The sequence below is a fragment of the uncultured Anaerococcus sp. genome (assembly GCF_937934665.1).
GTDB lineage: Bacteria > Bacillota > Clostridia > Tissierellales > Peptoniphilaceae > Anaerococcus.
On record NZ_CALGYW010000083.1, the window covers coordinates 1 to 14,481 of the forward strand.

At 36.8% G+C, this 14,481-nt stretch carries 11 protein-coding genes; 10 read left to right on the forward strand and 1 reads right to left on the reverse strand.

The window, feature by feature from the left end; genetic code table 11:
- The 6 genes from pflB to Q0410_RS04755 form a co-directional block, all read left to right on the forward strand.
- A partial coding sequence (gene pflB, locus Q0410_RS04730; protein WP_299033537.1) for a formate C-acetyltransferase occupies nucleotides 1–2,068 on the forward strand: 2,068 nt, incomplete at its 5' end.
- 42 nt (nucleotides 2,069–2,110) lie between these two features.
- The gene (gene pflA / locus Q0410_RS04735; RefSeq protein WP_299033540.1) at nucleotides 2,111–2,830 is read left to right on the forward strand and encodes a pyruvate formate-lyase-activating protein; all 720 of its coding nucleotides are present in this window, start codon (nucleotides 2,111–2,113) and stop codon (nucleotides 2,828–2,830) included.
- Nucleotides 2,831–2,839: 9 nt separating this feature from the next.
- Nucleotides 2,840–3,520, forward strand: a complete 681-nt coding sequence (locus tag Q0410_RS04740) for a Crp/Fnr family transcriptional regulator (RefSeq protein ID WP_299033545.1) — start codon at nucleotides 2,840–2,842, stop codon at nucleotides 3,518–3,520.
- A 239-nt stretch (nucleotides 3,521–3,759) separates the two neighbouring features.
- A complete protein-coding gene (locus Q0410_RS04745) occupies nucleotides 3,760–5,019 on the forward strand; it encodes a hypothetical protein (protein WP_299033548.1) in 1,260 nt (419 codons plus the stop codon).
- A gap of 558 nt (nucleotides 5,020–5,577) precedes the next feature.
- On the forward strand, nucleotides 5,578–6,312 hold the full coding sequence (locus tag Q0410_RS04750) for a carbon-nitrogen hydrolase family protein (RefSeq protein ID WP_299033551.1): 735 nt from the start codon (nucleotides 5,578–5,580) through the stop codon (nucleotides 6,310–6,312).
- Nucleotides 6,313–6,730: 418 nt separating this feature from the next.
- Complete coding sequence (locus Q0410_RS04755) at nucleotides 6,731–7,519, forward strand: putative ABC transporter permease (protein WP_367178710.1); 789 nt, start codon at nucleotides 6,731–6,733, stop codon at nucleotides 7,517–7,519.
- A 291-nt stretch (nucleotides 7,520–7,810) separates the two neighbouring features.
- Here Q0410_RS04755 and Q0410_RS04760 read toward each other — a convergent pair whose 3' ends face one another.
- Entirely contained in the window at nucleotides 7,811–10,522 is a 2,712-nt protein-coding gene (locus tag Q0410_RS04760) for an ATP-binding cassette domain-containing protein (RefSeq protein ID WP_299033554.1), read from the reverse strand.
- Between the two features lie 64 nt (nucleotides 10,523–10,586).
- On the opposite strand from Q0410_RS04760, the gene Q0410_RS04765 reads away from it, so the two are divergent.
- The 4 genes from Q0410_RS04765 to Q0410_RS04780 are packed head-to-tail and all read left to right on the forward strand — an operon-like array spanning nucleotide 10,587 to nucleotide 14,405.
- Nucleotides 10,587–11,588, forward strand: a complete 1,002-nt coding sequence (locus Q0410_RS04765; protein ID WP_299033557.1) for a hypothetical protein — start codon at nucleotides 10,587–10,589, stop codon at nucleotides 11,586–11,588.
- Nucleotides 11,589–11,639: 51 nt separating this feature from the next.
- The gene (locus tag Q0410_RS04770; protein WP_299033560.1) at nucleotides 11,640–12,800 is read left to right on the forward strand and encodes a nucleotide sugar dehydrogenase; all 1,161 of its coding nucleotides are present in this window, start codon (nucleotides 11,640–11,642) and stop codon (nucleotides 12,798–12,800) included.
- 1 nt (nucleotide 12,801) lies between these two features.
- A complete protein-coding gene (locus Q0410_RS04775) occupies nucleotides 12,802–13,479 on the forward strand; it encodes a hydrolase (RefSeq protein ID WP_299033563.1) in 678 nt (225 codons plus the stop codon).
- The gene (locus tag Q0410_RS04780) at nucleotides 13,479–14,405 is read left to right on the forward strand and encodes a P1 family peptidase (RefSeq protein WP_299033568.1); all 927 of its coding nucleotides are present in this window, start codon (nucleotides 13,479–13,481) and stop codon (nucleotides 14,403–14,405) included. Before Q0410_RS04775 ends, Q0410_RS04780 begins: the two co-directional genes overlap by 1 nt.
- The last annotated feature ends 76 nt before the right edge of the window (nucleotides 14,406–14,481 follow it).

Genomic DNA, 14,481 nt, shown 5'->3' on the forward strand with positions numbered 1-14,481 from the left:
CTATAGAAATGCTGATACTACAAGGTTCTCATCTATAGATGGTTTTGACGCTGGCTACATAGACCAAGAAAACGAGGTCATTGTTGGACTTCAAACAGATGAGGTTCTAAAAAGAATTGTAAACCCATACGGCGGCTACAGGATGGTTGAACAATCTCTTGAAGCCTATGGCCAAGAGATGGATCAAGTTCAGGAAAAATATTTCAAAGAATTTAGAAAGACCCACAATGAAGGTGTTTTTGACGCATATACTAAGGATATGAGAACAGCAAGGACTGTCGGTCTTTTGACAGGGCTGCCAGATGCCTATGGCCGTGGTAGGATTATTGGAGATTACAGAAGGATTGCCCTTTATGGTATAGATAGGCTAGTTGAGGAAAAGCGTAAAGATCTAGACAATATCGAAATAGACGAAAATAATCTTGAATCCTCAATCAGACTTAGGGAAGAAGTGAGCGAGCAAATTAGAGCCCTTGGCGATATTAAAAATATGGCTGCCAAATATGGTATTGATATTTCAAAACCTGCCAAAAATGCCACAGAAGCTGTTCAATTTTTATATCTTGGCTATCTTGCAGCTGTTAAGGAAAACAACGGGGCGGCTATGTCCTTTGGTAGAAATACTACTTTCCTTGATATTTATATCAAGAGAGATATGGACGAGGGAATCCTCGATGAAATGGGTGCTCAAGAATTAATTGACCAATTAGTTATAAAACTAAGACTTGTCCGCCACCTAAGGACACCAGAATATGACGAAGTTTTTGGTGGAGACCCAACCTGGGTTACAGAATCAATAGGGGGTATGGGCCTTGATGGCAGGACCCTTGTGACAAAGACTGCTTTCAGGTTCCTCCACACACTTATCAACCTAGGATCTGCTCCAGAGCCAAATATGACAATCCTTTGGGCGGAAAGCTTACCAGAAGCATGGAAGAAATTCTGCTCAAAAGTTTCCATCCTAACAGACTCAATCCAATACGAAAACGACGATCTTATGAGAGATATGTATGGAGATGACTATGCCATTGCTTGTTGTGTATCTGCCATGGAGGTTGGCAAGGAAATGCAATTCTTCGGAGCAAGGGCAAACCTTGCTAAGGCTCTACTTTACTCAATAAATGGAGGAGTAGACGAAAAGAAAAGGGCAAAAGATGGGTCAATCATCAAGGTATTTGACGGAATTGAGCCAATTACAGATGATGTTTTAGACTTTGATAAGGTTATGGAAAACTATAAGAAGGTAATTACAAATCTTTCTGGCCTTTATATCAATGCCCTAAATGTAATCCACTACATGCACGATAAATATGCTTATGAAGCTGGCCAAATGGCTCTTCACGATACAAGTGTCAAGAGAAATCTTGCTACAGGGGTTGCTGGTATTTCAATAGTGGCAGACTCACTTTCTGCTATTAAATACGGAAAAGTTAAGCCAATTAGGGATGAAAATGGAATAGCAATTGACTTTGAAACTACAGGAGATTTCCCAAAATATGGAAATGATGATGACAGGGTAGATGAACTTGCAGTTGACGTTCTGACTTACTTTTCAAACGAACTTAAGAAGCACGCAACCTACAAAAACGCAAAACTAACCCTTTCAGTCCTTACAATTACATCAAATGTAATGTACGGCAAGAAAACAGGTACAACTCCAGATGGCCGTAAGGCAGGAGAAGCCTTTGCTCCAGGTGCAAACCCAATGCACGGTAGGGACGAGTCAGGTGCCCTTGCAAGTCTAAATTCTGTGGCAAAGCTTCCTTATGAATGCGTCTGCGAAGACGGTATTTCAAATACCTTCTCAATTGTGCCAGATGCCTTAGGCAAGGAAGAAGATATAAGGATTGACAACCTTGTAAATATCATGGACGGATATTTTGGCCAAGATGCCTTCCACCTAAATGTCAACGTCCTTCAAAGAGAAAAACTTCTGGATGCCTACCACAACCCAGAAAAATACCCAAACCTTACAATCAGAGTATCAGGCTATGCTGTTCACTTTAACAGACTTACAGACGAACAAAAGCTTGAAGTTCTAGAAAGAACCTTCCACAATCACCAATAATTAGTAAAAGTAAATGATGAAAGAATAAATAAAGGAGGAACTATGGCAAAATTACATTCGATAGAAACAATGGGCCTTGTAGACGGGCCTGGGATTAGGACAGTGTTTTTTCTTTCTGGCTGTCCTCTAAGGTGTGTATTTTGCCATAATCCTGACACCCAATCTATGGCCTATGGGAAAGAATTTACAGTCGATGATCTTGTAAAAAGGGCAAAGAGAATGAAACCCTACTACAAAAACGGGGGCGGAGTCACAATCTCAGGTGGCGAGCCCCTAGCAAGTGGGGCCTTTGTCCTTGAGGCAATCAGGGCCCTCCATGAGGAAGATATCCATGTCGCAGTCGATACTTCGGGTGTGGGAGATACAAAATACTATGATCAGATAGCCAAAGAAGCTGATCTAATCCTTCTCGATATCAAACACTACGACCCTTACTTTTTTAATGAAATAACCAAGAACCACCAAGACAAACTCATAAAATTTATGGAGAGTATTAAAAATACAGATACCAGGGTCTGGATAAGGCATGTGATGATGCCCTTTGTCACCGACACCTTAGAAGATATGGAAAAACTCGTGGACTTTGTAAGGCCCCTAAAAAAAAATATCGATGAAATTGAAATTCTTCCCTACCACAAGATGGGAGTGGGCAAATATAAAGATATGGGCAAGGATTACAAAATCAAAAATATGGAGGCCATGGATAAAGATAAGGCAAAAGATTTTGAAATCTATGTCAATAATATGTTAAAATCTTTGTAGGAGAACAATATGAAAAACTACAAAGAAAACGAAGAAAGCCTCTTGGCCTTTCTTACAGATGAAGAACTCGCCAGATTTCGATACAGGCCTCAGGTTTTAATGTATAAAAAAGGCGATAAGATTTTTTCCTTTAATGATCCGGCAGATTTTATGTATATCATTCTTGAGGGTTTTATAAAAATTTCCACCTACCTTTCTGACGGCAGGGAGCAAATCTTATATATCTACGGGAAAGATGATTTTGTTGGAGGTCACAATCTTTTAACCCACGAATCTTACCTTTATGAGGCAAGGGCACTCACCAAGGCTAGACTTTTAACAATATCAAAGATTGATTTTGATAATATCCTTAAGAAAAACAACAAGGTCTTGGTTAAGGTTTTAGACCAATCCTTTAGAAGGATAAGGAGGAGTGAAGAACTTATAGACAGGCTATCTACCCAAAATGCTGATATGAAGGTTGCAAAATTGCTTTTAGATTTGGCTGATGATGTCGGCATAGTCAAAAAGGATGGAGTTTTAGTTGAAGTCCACCTAAGCCGTGAAGAATTAGGGTCTTATTCGGGCATAGTAAGAGAGACTCTTTCTAGAAAGCTATCAAGTTTTGAAAAGATGGGACTAATTGAGATAATTGGTCGTAACGAAATCCTGATTACAAATATGAAGGCCCTAGAGAAGATGACCTCATAAGACTTATTGGGGATTTAGAAAAAACAGTAAGTTCGAAAAATCCCTTAATGAGTTTACCCTGAGGCTAGTCGAAGGGACAGAGAATCCGAAGGATTTGACGAGGAATCCCATAAATTTAGGACCATTTTATTAGTGTTAAGATTACCAAATCTCACAATACAAAGACTTCTTATGAGGTCTTTTTTTTGTTTATCTTGCTAAATCGATTCTTTATGGTATCATGATAAAATGGAGGAAGTATGAATAAACACACTTTAAAAATAATGCTCGCCTACATAGGAGTCCTCACAGGGGCAGGACTTGCCTCAGGTCAAGAGCTTTTGCAATACTTTGTCGCTTTGGGAATCCCCGGACTTGTGGGAATCGGTCTCGTTGGTCTTTTACACATGATAATCGGCGGAATCTTGCTAATCCTTGGTAGCCACTACCTGGCAACCGACCACTCAGATGTTTTTGATGAGATAAGCAACAAAGTTATTTCGAAATTTATGGACATATCTTTGATATTTACCTGTTTTGTAGTGGGTTTTGTAATGATAGCAGGAGCAGGTTCTAACCTTAACCAAGCCTTTGGTATAAATGAAAATATTGGTAGGGTAGTATGTGCTCTTTTAATAATAGTAGTAGGAATGATGGACTTTGATAAGGTAAGCCAAGTTATTGGCTCATTTTCACCCCTAATCGTTGTTTTTGTTCTTGTTGGATCGATTTTTACCATAGTAACAGCAAGGCCAGACTGGCAAGACCTAAATGCCTTTGCATCAAGCCTTCCTGCAAATTTTAATAACCTAGGTCTTTCTGTTATAAACTACTTTGGCATGTGCCTTATGACTGCCGTATCCATGGGCTTTGTCCTAGGTGGAGATGAGTTAAATACAGAAAATGCCGGTTGGGGAGGACTATTTGGTGGAGCTGTTGTTGGAATAATGGGTTTTCTAATTACTCTTACACTTTTTCTAAGGGTTAAAGAAGTATATACCCTTGATATTCCAATGCTTTATATCCTAGAAGATATAAGTCCAATATTAGGCCTTATCATGGCAGTGGTAATCTTTGGTATGATCTTTAACACCGGGATTTCCTTATTTTATGCCCTAGCTAGAAGATTTTCAAATGATGATGAAGGCCGTTTTAAGAAAATGCTAGTTTTAATAACTGGACTTGGTTTTGTCCTATCTTTCCTTGGTTTTAAGAGTCTGGTATCAATGTTTTACCCTATAATAGGCTATATCGGCATCTTTATGACAGGACTTTTAATCTTTGCCTACTTCAAAGAAAGAACAGCAATCAGGCAAGAATCCATGAAAAGACTTGGAATCAGGCACTATATGAGAAAAAAACTCGACGATGATATAGACTTTACCCCTCAAGATGAAGAAAGACTCAACAAGTTAATCGACCGTTCTCACATAGACAACGAGGAAATGGCAGAAAAAGCTCAAGAAACCATCCAAGAAGCCATAGATAATGACGAAGAAGCAGAAACCAACCATGACTAAAGAGATTAAATAGTTATAGAAATAAAGTGTCCAAAGGGGCACTTTTTTAGTTGGGATATTAGTCAGTTTTTTATTCTGTAATAAACTTGAAATATGATACAATAATAGAGAGCACAAATAAAAACAGTGAGGTAGAAATGGTGAAAGTACAATCAATAGAGCCAAACATTGCAGATTTAGTGAATGGATGGTTAAAAGAATGTGGATTAGATTATAAACTATAACAAGAAAGCTTAATATATGAGATAGACAAAGCGATAAATGAATATGCTTCTAAAAGATGTGGTTATGGTAAAAATAGACTTACAACAGACATTAAAGGTAAATTATTTAATGAAATGTATTCTCGACTTGGAAATCGATAGGATAAACGTAATTATGTTGTCTTAAACCCATCTTATGAAGTCAAATTATTGGTCAAATTAGCAGGAATTAATAAAAGTTCAAATGTTATGGATTTTTCAACAGGGTTACTTGTAATAATTATGACGTCAGAAAATAGTAACAGTGAATACTGGGTTTCAGAGTCCCTACAAAAAATAAAAGGAGTAGTTTTCTATGAAAATAGCTTTAGCAGCGATAGGTTTTCTAACAAATGATTTAAATTATAACTTTGACAAAATTAAAGAAACGGTAAAAAAACATGCTATTCATGCTGATTTGATTCTCTTTGGAGAAAGTTTTTTGCAAGGCTTTGATTGTCTAACTTGGGATTATTCAATAGACATAGATATAGCTGTAAGTCAAGATTCATCAATAATAGATGAAATTAGATTTTTGTGTAAAAAATATAAAGTAGCAGTTTCATTTGGCTATATAGAAAAGGATGAGGATAAGTTATACAGTAGTCAGTTAACTATCTCTAAGGATGGTAAAACACTAGATAATTTTAGACGTGTATCTATAGGATGGAAAGAACCTGTTGCAGATTTTCACTATCTAGAAGGTGAAGGATTTGGACAATTCTCTTACTTAGAGAAAACTATTTCAGTAGGTTTGTGTGGTGATTTTTGGTATGCAGAAAATTGTATTCAAATGGAGAATTTAGATTCTGATATAGTTTTCTGGCCAGTTTATACAGATTTTGACTCTAAAGAATGGAATGAAAGTTTGAAATACGAATATGCTCAACAAGCTCAAAAATGTGGCAGTAATATTTTGTATGTTAACTCACATTGTCTAGATAAAAATAGTGACAATATAGCAAGGGGTGGAGCTTGTTTGTTTAATGAAGGAAAGATAGTGAATGAACTTCCAGATGGTGAAGAAGGAATTCTTATCGTTGAAGTATAGTTGCCATTAGACAACTTATGGATCATCAGGCTTATTAATTGATGCAATGAATGAAATGCTGATATATACTAAAGACAAAATAAATTCACCCCTAGAGCTAGAAAATAAATTTCGAAGAGAGCCTATTGGAGAATAAACACTTCCTGTCTAAATATCAAGTTTTATGAACCAAGCTTTGAATTAAACTACACAAAAAAATTTGGCCTTGACGAAGGAGATTAAAAAGCATTTTATAAAAGGTGTAGCCTAATATGTAGACCAAATGATAGCTACTACTAAAATAGAGAAGGTATTAATAAACTTAATTTGATATAAGAGTGCTCAGGCAAGTCTTGGACACTTTTTTAGTCCTCATTTTTTATATGGAGTATAATATATAGATAATAGTAAATAAGGAGATGATTTTATTAAGTTTTACATAGGATATTTTTTTGTCTATGCTTTTATAGGTTGGATAATGGAGGTTTCCTTCCAGGCTGTGAAGACTGGACGCTTTATTAATAGGGGTTTTCTAAATGGGCCTGTTTGTCCGATTTATGGGTTTGGGGCCTTGGGAGTTATATATTTTCTGACAGATATTGGAAAGACTAATAAATTAGTTTTGTTTTTTGGATCAGTTTTTATAGCCACAGCCCTCGAACTTGTGGGAGGCTTTCTTTTGGAGAAGATTTTCCATAAAAAATGGTGGGACTATTCTGAGATGAGATACAACCTAGGCGGCTATATATGTGTTGAATTTTCAGTGATTTGGGGCCTTGCTTGCTTTGTACTTTATGAAGCAGTCCATCCATTAATTCAAAGACTTTTTGCCGTTTTAAATCCAAAATTTATTTTTTATACAGATATTATTCTTTTAATAATTTTTGTAGTAGATCTGACTCTTACAATCCTAACCTTGATTGGTCTTAATAAGAAATTTAAGAAAATTGAAGAGGCAAATCTTGATATGAGAGTAGTTTCAGATAATATTGGCAGGCGAGTTTATGATAGAACTATGAAGGTCAAAACTAAGAAAGAAGAGATCGAAGAAAGTCCAAGAGTTAAAGAACTTGAAAGCAAGAGGGAGAAAATTAGATCAGAAATCGCCACTCGTTTTGATAAGGTGGGTGAGAAGAGAATCCTTAGAGCCTTCCCAAATCTTGTTGAAGAGCTAATTGACAGGGTTGAAAAAGATATAGAAGAAATTGAAAGATTGGATGAAAGATAGACAAATAAACCCCAAAATTGATATGTACCCTCTTTACTGGACAAACCAGTAAGGAGGGTATTTTTAGTTAGGATTTATTTGTTTTTCTTATAAATTAAGCCGATAAGTAAGGCTAGAAATATTCCAGCTATTATGAATGGGAAAGCAGAGTCTAAGAAATTTGCCATAAAATCCTCCTTACATAGGGACAATACCAGCAAAAACAAATAGGAATTGTAAAAATCTTGTAAAATCTGCTCGTCTATGGGCAAGTAAAAAGAGCTAACCGAGAATCGATTAATTCTTTTTATTTTATTCTGCAGATAAGGCTTCGACTGGGTCTTTTTTGGCTGCTATTCTTGATGGGATAAGACCAGCTAGTAGACTTAGTCCGACTGATATGAGAACTAAAACGACTGCTGCTCCTGCCGGAAGGGTCGCGCTTATATCAGCAAAACCAGACATATTTACCATTATCCTTGTGATAAAGATATTTAAAATGTAGGTTAGACCCACACCTATGAGGCCTGAAAGAAGACCAATTATTAGGGTTTCTGCCATAAAGACCTTGTAGATATCTTTTTTACTTGCACCTATGGCCCTTAGGATACCTATTTCTTTGGTCCTTTCAAAGACTGAAATATAGGTGATTATCCCTATCATTATTGATGATACGATAAGGGATACTCCTACAAAGGCTATGAGGATGTAGGAGATGGCTCCTATTATATCTGTGATAGATTTAGATATGATCCCGATTAGGTCGGTATAGGAGATTTGATCTTCTATTTTTTTATCCTTGTTATATTCATTGATAAATTTTTTGACCTTGTCCCTATTTTCAAAATTGTCTACATAGATAGAAATTTTTGATGGGTTTTTTTCGTCTATATAGCCTAATTCTTCTAGGTTTTTCTTGTAGGAGAAGTCTTTTAGGAAGTCATCGTAGATTTCAAGGTAGCTTTTTTTGTCATCTTCTTTTAGAAGATAGTCCACCATTTGCCTGTTATTTGCATCTTCACTAGGATTTGCTGGCATCTTTCCAGCTATGGCAAGTTTTTTGCTTTCTTCCTGCATTTTTTCTACTAGATCTTTTTTGTTTTGAAGGATCCAAGTATTTACCCTAAGGAGATTTTTTTCAGATAGGTTTTTTAGGTAGTCTTTAGTTAATTTTACCTTTTCGTCATCGTTTTCTGCCTTAAATTTTATCTTATTTAGGACATTGATGTCTTTGTTATCAAGTTGGTTTTTGATTATTTCTTGATTGTCTACGTAGGATATCATCTCCTTTGTAAAGCCTTCTGTGTAGGCTAGGGGAGTTGTTATAATCCTATTGTCATCGTCATTTACCTTGCGGGCTATACCCACGATTTTTAGGGTTTTGGCATTTTTGATCTTTTCTTCTACCTTTGCCTTATCATCCTTGATATTTACGTAGTTTTCACCATCTTTTTCATAATAATCAGAAGGGGTCAGGATTTTGTATTCATGGCCTAGGATATCTTCTGGATTGATGGTGACTTTTTTAATATCAACTTTTTTATTATCGTCAAGGTCAGCTAGGATGTCCTCGTATTCTTCTTTTTCTAGCAGTCCCAATTCGTAAAACTTAGACCTTAGGATTTGGTTAGAGTAGTCTGTAAAGAGGATTAGGTCATTGGGACCTTCTGGCCACTTACCAGAAACTAGTTCATATTCTTCCTTAACCATTGGTGAAATTTCTCCGTCCCTAGTAGTTATAAGTTGAGAAAAGTTTGGATTTTTATTTCCACTTCCAAAACCTGGTAAAAAGTTAAAGCCAGTAGGTCTTGCGCTTTCAAAATCAGACCCATCTGTATTTACCAATTCTCCCTTTGGGTCCTCGGTAAAGATATCGAAGCCACCATTGTAGCTATAGGAGATAAAGTGGTTGCCTATGTCTTCGCTTAGTTTTTTATCGTTGGCTTCTAGGTAGGTTTTAAATTTTTCTAGGTCATTTTCTGGCCCAGTTCCTGATAGTTTGGACCTATTTTTAAGACCTATATCATTTGATATAACCTTACTTGTATCGGTGTTATTCTCTTCCTCGTCTCCCATATCACCAAGGGATGATAGGTCTACAGAGCTTCTTTCTATGTCAATGGGGTAGGACTTGAGGGCGTTTTTTTGGTTTTGTTCAATAAAATCGCTCGCTCCATTTGATATTGAGAGAATTAGGGCTATGCCAATTATTCCAATTGATCCTGCAAAGGCTGTAAGAAGGGTCCTGGCTTTTTTGTTTAATAAATTGTTAAAAGAAAGTCCGAGGGCTGTTTTAAGCTTAAGGGCAATCTTTGAAATCTTGAATTTATCAGTCGTATCCGATTTATTATAGGGATCTGAGTCAGAGACAATCCTTCCGTCCTTGATGCCGATAATCCTTGTTGAATACTCTTCTGCGAGGTCCTTATTGTGGGTTACCATGATTACAAGCTTGTCTCTTGCAATTTCCTTAAGGAGATTCATAATTTCGATTGAAGTCTCACTATCGAGGGCTCCTGTAGGCTCATCAGCTAAAAGGATTTGGGGGTCATTTACAAGGGCTCTTGCTATAGCAACCCTTTGCATTTGCCCACCTGAAAGCTCTGCTGGTTTTTTGTGGATATGGTCTTTAAGACCAACTCTTTCTAAGGCATTTATAGCTTTTTGTTCCATGTCGCCAGTATTTTTATTGGCGAGGGTCAATGATAATTTTACATTTTCAAGGACCGATTGGTGGCTTATAAGGTTGTAGGATTGGAAGATAAAACCAATTCTTACATTTCTATAGTAGTCCCAGTCCTTGTCAGTAAATTTCTTGGTGGACCTACCGTCAATTATTAGGTCACCCTCGTCGTAGCGCATAAGACCGCCTATTACGTTAAGGAGGGTAGTCTTGCCGCCGCCCGACTGGCCTAGGATAGAAACAAATTCATTTTCTCTAAAAGAAATAGACACACCGTCAAGGGCTTTCTGGGAGAAGCCTCTCGTGTGGTAAATTTTTGATATATTTTTAAGTTCTAACATATTCTTTCCTTTCTCTTTAGATTATACGTCTTAAGCCTTACACTTAAAGGAGTATAATAGAGTCATGAGAGATTTACTACTAGTTAAAACTGGGCTTACTGAGCCTAATAAATTAAAAGTAAATAGGAGATTTTACCAGAGTCTTAGGATAGATGGTCTTGTCATTGAGCCTTTTGATAGATTAACTAAGGAAGAAATCAACCAAGTTATTTCCCTAAATAAATATTATGAGGAAGTTGGTATAAAACTTGTGCTTCGTTTTGATATAAAAACTCTTATAGCAAAACTTTTGGGGGTCGAGGTGCAAAGTATATCCTTATCTGATCCCAAAATTAGAAAGAGCCTCTATCATTTTATAGCCTTTTTAATTAAACACGGGCTAAGAGCCTTTGACCTTCTTGGTTTAGAAGAATTTGGAAGGGGTATGAGCCTTATCGAAGCTCTTAGGGAATTAAATAAAAATACCTTTTTTAATAGGGATATCTTATCCTTAGGAGAAGTTGATGTATCTTATAAAACTCTCCTAGCCCTGTCAAGTCCAAATCTTTCCTGCCTTTCTTTAGTAAGGCCTAGGGATAAGAGCAAGGATCTTTTAAAGCTTTCCAAAGATTTTGAAAAGGTAAATGCGGGGCTTATCCTTAGTCCTAAAAATTTTAAGAAAGAAGAAATAAATTTTAAGAATTATCCTAGTTCTGGCAAGAGATTGATTTTTATGACACTTTTCTTTTTAAAATCGAGCCTATATATAGAAGAGAGGGACCTTGATTTTGAAGATGTAAAGTTTTTACGAGAACTTTTCTCTTTAAAAAACGAGATGAAAAAGTTTGTCAAAACTAGTAAGATTTTGCCCAAGGAAAAAAACATCCTTGCCTTTATTAGAGAAGGTGAGGGAGAAAAACTTTTGTTTTTAGCAAACCTTATTGAAAAAGAAGTCCTAGTAGACCTTGCCTTTAAGCTTATGGACTACAAGGACTATGACTTTTTACTAGGATCTCTAACCCGCCGTAGGCTTTATAGGACTATTGTCTTAAGGCCCTACGAGGCTATAGTTTTTAGAAAATTGTAATTAAATTTAATAAATGTAAAATATAAGAAAGTTAGAAGCTAAGGAGTAATAATGAAAATTATAGTAATGGGCATGGGCTATGTAGGCCTATCAAATGCAGTTTTACTCGCCCAAACAAACGAGGTTATTGGCCTTGAAATTGACCCTAAGAAGGTTGAGGCCATTAATAATAAAAAATCGCCCCTAAAAGACGATTACATAATAGATTATTTAGCTAACAAGGATCTAAACTTGATTGCCAAGACAAGTGGCGAAGAGGATTTTAAGAATGCAGACCTTGTAATTTTAGCCCTTCCGACTAATTACGATGAGACTACACAATACTTTGACACTTCTTTTCTAGATGATGCTATAAAGATGATTAAAGACATCAGAAGTGACTTACCTATTCTTATCAAGTCAACCATTCCTATTGGCTATACTGAGGGCAAAAATAAGGAATATGACTGTGAGAATATAATATTTTCTCCAGAATTTCTAAGAGAGGGTAGGGCTCTTTATGATTCCTTAAATCCTTCTAGGATAATTGTCTCAGATGAGACTAATCTTGGAAAAATGATTGCCAAACTTTATAAGGACGAGGCTTTAAATAAGCCAGATGTATTTCTTATGGGAAGGGGTGAGGCAGAGGCTGTAAAGCTTTTTGCTAATACCTACCTTGCTATGAGGGTGGCATTTTTCAATGAGCTTGATAACTTTTCCCTAGATAAGGGTCTTGATTCTAAGTCTATAATAGATGGGGTTTCTGCAGATCCTAGGATAGGAAATCACTACAACAACCCATCCTTTGGTTATGGAGGATATTGCCTGCCAAAAGACTCCAAGCAATTATATGCCAATTTTGAAAATATCCCTTCAGCCCTTTTTAAGGCTATTATTGATTCTAATGAGCTTAGAAAAGACTATGTAAGCTCTGATATTTTATCAAAAAATCCCAAGAGAATCGGAGTTTATAGGCTAGTTATGAAAAAAGGTTCGGATAATTTTAGAAAGTCTGCTATCTTTGATGTGATTAATAAACTAAAAGAAAGTGGAGCTGATATAGTAATTTATGAACCAAACCTAGAAGGTGATGACTTTGAAGGGATGAAATTAATCCGAGACTTAGAGGACTTTAAGGAAGCTGATCTTATTATAGCAAATAGGGTTGAAGACGACCTAAAAGACGTAAAAGATAAGCTTTACACCAGAGATTTATTTGAAAGGGACTAAGATGATTGAAAGAAAAAAAGTACCTGAGGTACATTCTAAACTAAGAAAATCTTTTATTTCTGTTCCAGAAGAAATTTATAAGGCAAGTGGGATAAAGATCTTTGATAAGAGGATAAAATCCCTACTTTTTACCACAGACCTTGCCATAATTCGTAATTCAAATGCGGATTCTATCATGGCAGTCTACCCATACACTCCGCTAAACTCAATTACATTAGCTATTATCTCGATTGCTTCTGTTCCTTGCTTTATAGGAGTTGGGGGAGGAACTACCCAGGGTCCTAGGTCAAGGGCTATAGCCTACTATGCAGAACTTGCTGGTGCCTATGGGGTAGTTGTAAATGGACCTATCCCTCATGAGGATATAAGAGAGATTTCAAAATTTGTCGATATACCTGTCATAGCAACAGTTACTTCCCTAAAAAATGACTACAGAGCAAAGATTGAAGCAGGAGCTGAGATATTAAATATTTCAGGAGGCAAGTACACAGCAGATCTCGTAGCTCATATAAGGGCTGATATTGGCGATGACTTTCCAATTATAGCCACAGGTGGCAAGAGCGGAAAATCTATAATGGAGACCATTAAGGCAGGGGCAAATGCTATTTCCTATACACCTCCATCTTCATCTGATGTTTTTGGATCTATGATGGATACCTATAGAAATGAGGATATCTAATGTATAGTGGATATTTTACTGATGTAGGAAATATAAGACTTGGCCACGCCGAGGACCTTGAGGGAGGGACAGGTCTTACTATAATCCTTCCAGATCCAGGAAATACTGCAGGAGTAGATGTTAGGGGAGGAGCGCCAGGCACTCGCGAGACAGATCTTTTAAATCCTTTAAACCAGGTTTCTGAAGTTTCGTCTATAATTTTATCAGGTGGGTCTGCCTACGGCCTAGAAGCGGCCAGCCACTTGATGAAACTCTTAGAAAAAGAGGGCATAGGCTTTGATGTGGGAGTAGGAATAGTTCCCATAATTAGCCAGGCAGTCTTATTTGATCTAGCCTACAAAAATCCTAAGGCAAGGCCAGATTATGCCATGACTCAAGAAGCTTTTGAAAAAGCGACCTATTCAGATACAAGCCAGGGTATAGTTGGAGCAGGTACTGGGGCCACAGTTGGAAAGGGTCTTGGTCCAGAATATTTAGTAAAGTCAGGCCTTGGACAGGCTTCTATAAAAAAAGGCGACCTAGTTGTATCTGCAATTGTAGCTGTAAATGCCTTTGGAGATATATTTGATTATCACAAGGGACTTCAGATAGCAGGACCAACTAAGGACGGAAAGATTTTTAAGACCATGGATTTTATAGACCAAATCCTAGGATCTTTTGCTGATATCAAGCCTTCTAATACCACAATTGGTGCAGTTGCTACAAATGCGATTTTTTCTAAGACAGAGCTTACTAAAATTGCCGGCATGGCCCACGATGGCTACGCGAGGTCTATAAATCCTGTCCATACCTTATTTGACGGAGATACCATATTTTCTCTTGCTACAAATAAGGTTAAGGCAAATATCAACCTAGTAGGAGCTCTTGCAGCAGAAGCTATGTCTATGGCCATTGCCAACGCTATTTATAAAAGTCAAGAGAAATAAAAAAGCCATCCCTGAGTATTTAGGCTCTTTGTCAAATAGTGTTGGTAAATAAAAATCAACCAAATTCTTAATCAGG

Bases quoted from the DNA above. Each gene is read 5' to 3' on its own strand.
- pflA (WP_299033540.1), top strand. From the start codon at position 2,111: ATGGCAAAATTACATTCGATAGAAACAATGGGCCTTGTAGACGGGCCT.
- Q0410_RS04770 (WP_299033560.1), top strand. From the start codon at position 11,640: ATGAAAATTATAGTAATGGGCATGGGCTATGTAGGCCTATCAAATGCA.
- Q0410_RS04765 (WP_299033557.1), top strand. From the start codon at position 10,587: ATGAGAGATTTACTACTAGTTAAAACTGGGCTTACTGAGCCTAATAAA.
- Q0410_RS04775 (WP_299033563.1), top strand. From the start codon at position 12,802: ATGATTGAAAGAAAAAAAGTACCTGAGGTACATTCTAAACTAAGAAAA.
- Q0410_RS04780 (WP_299033568.1), top strand. From the start codon at position 13,479: ATGTATAGTGGATATTTTACTGATGTAGGAAATATAAGACTTGGCCAC.
- Q0410_RS04745 (WP_299033548.1), top strand. From the start codon at position 3,760: ATGAATAAACACACTTTAAAAATAATGCTCGCCTACATAGGAGTCCTC.
- Q0410_RS04740 (WP_299033545.1), top strand. From the start codon at position 2,840: ATGAAAAACTACAAAGAAAACGAAGAAAGCCTCTTGGCCTTTCTTACA.
- Q0410_RS04760 (WP_299033554.1), bottom strand. From the start codon at position 10,522: ATGTTAGAACTTAAAAATATATCAAAAATTTACCACACGAGAGGCTTC.
- Q0410_RS04750 (WP_299033551.1), top strand. From the start codon at position 5,578: ATGAAAATAGCTTTAGCAGCGATAGGTTTTCTAACAAATGATTTAAAT.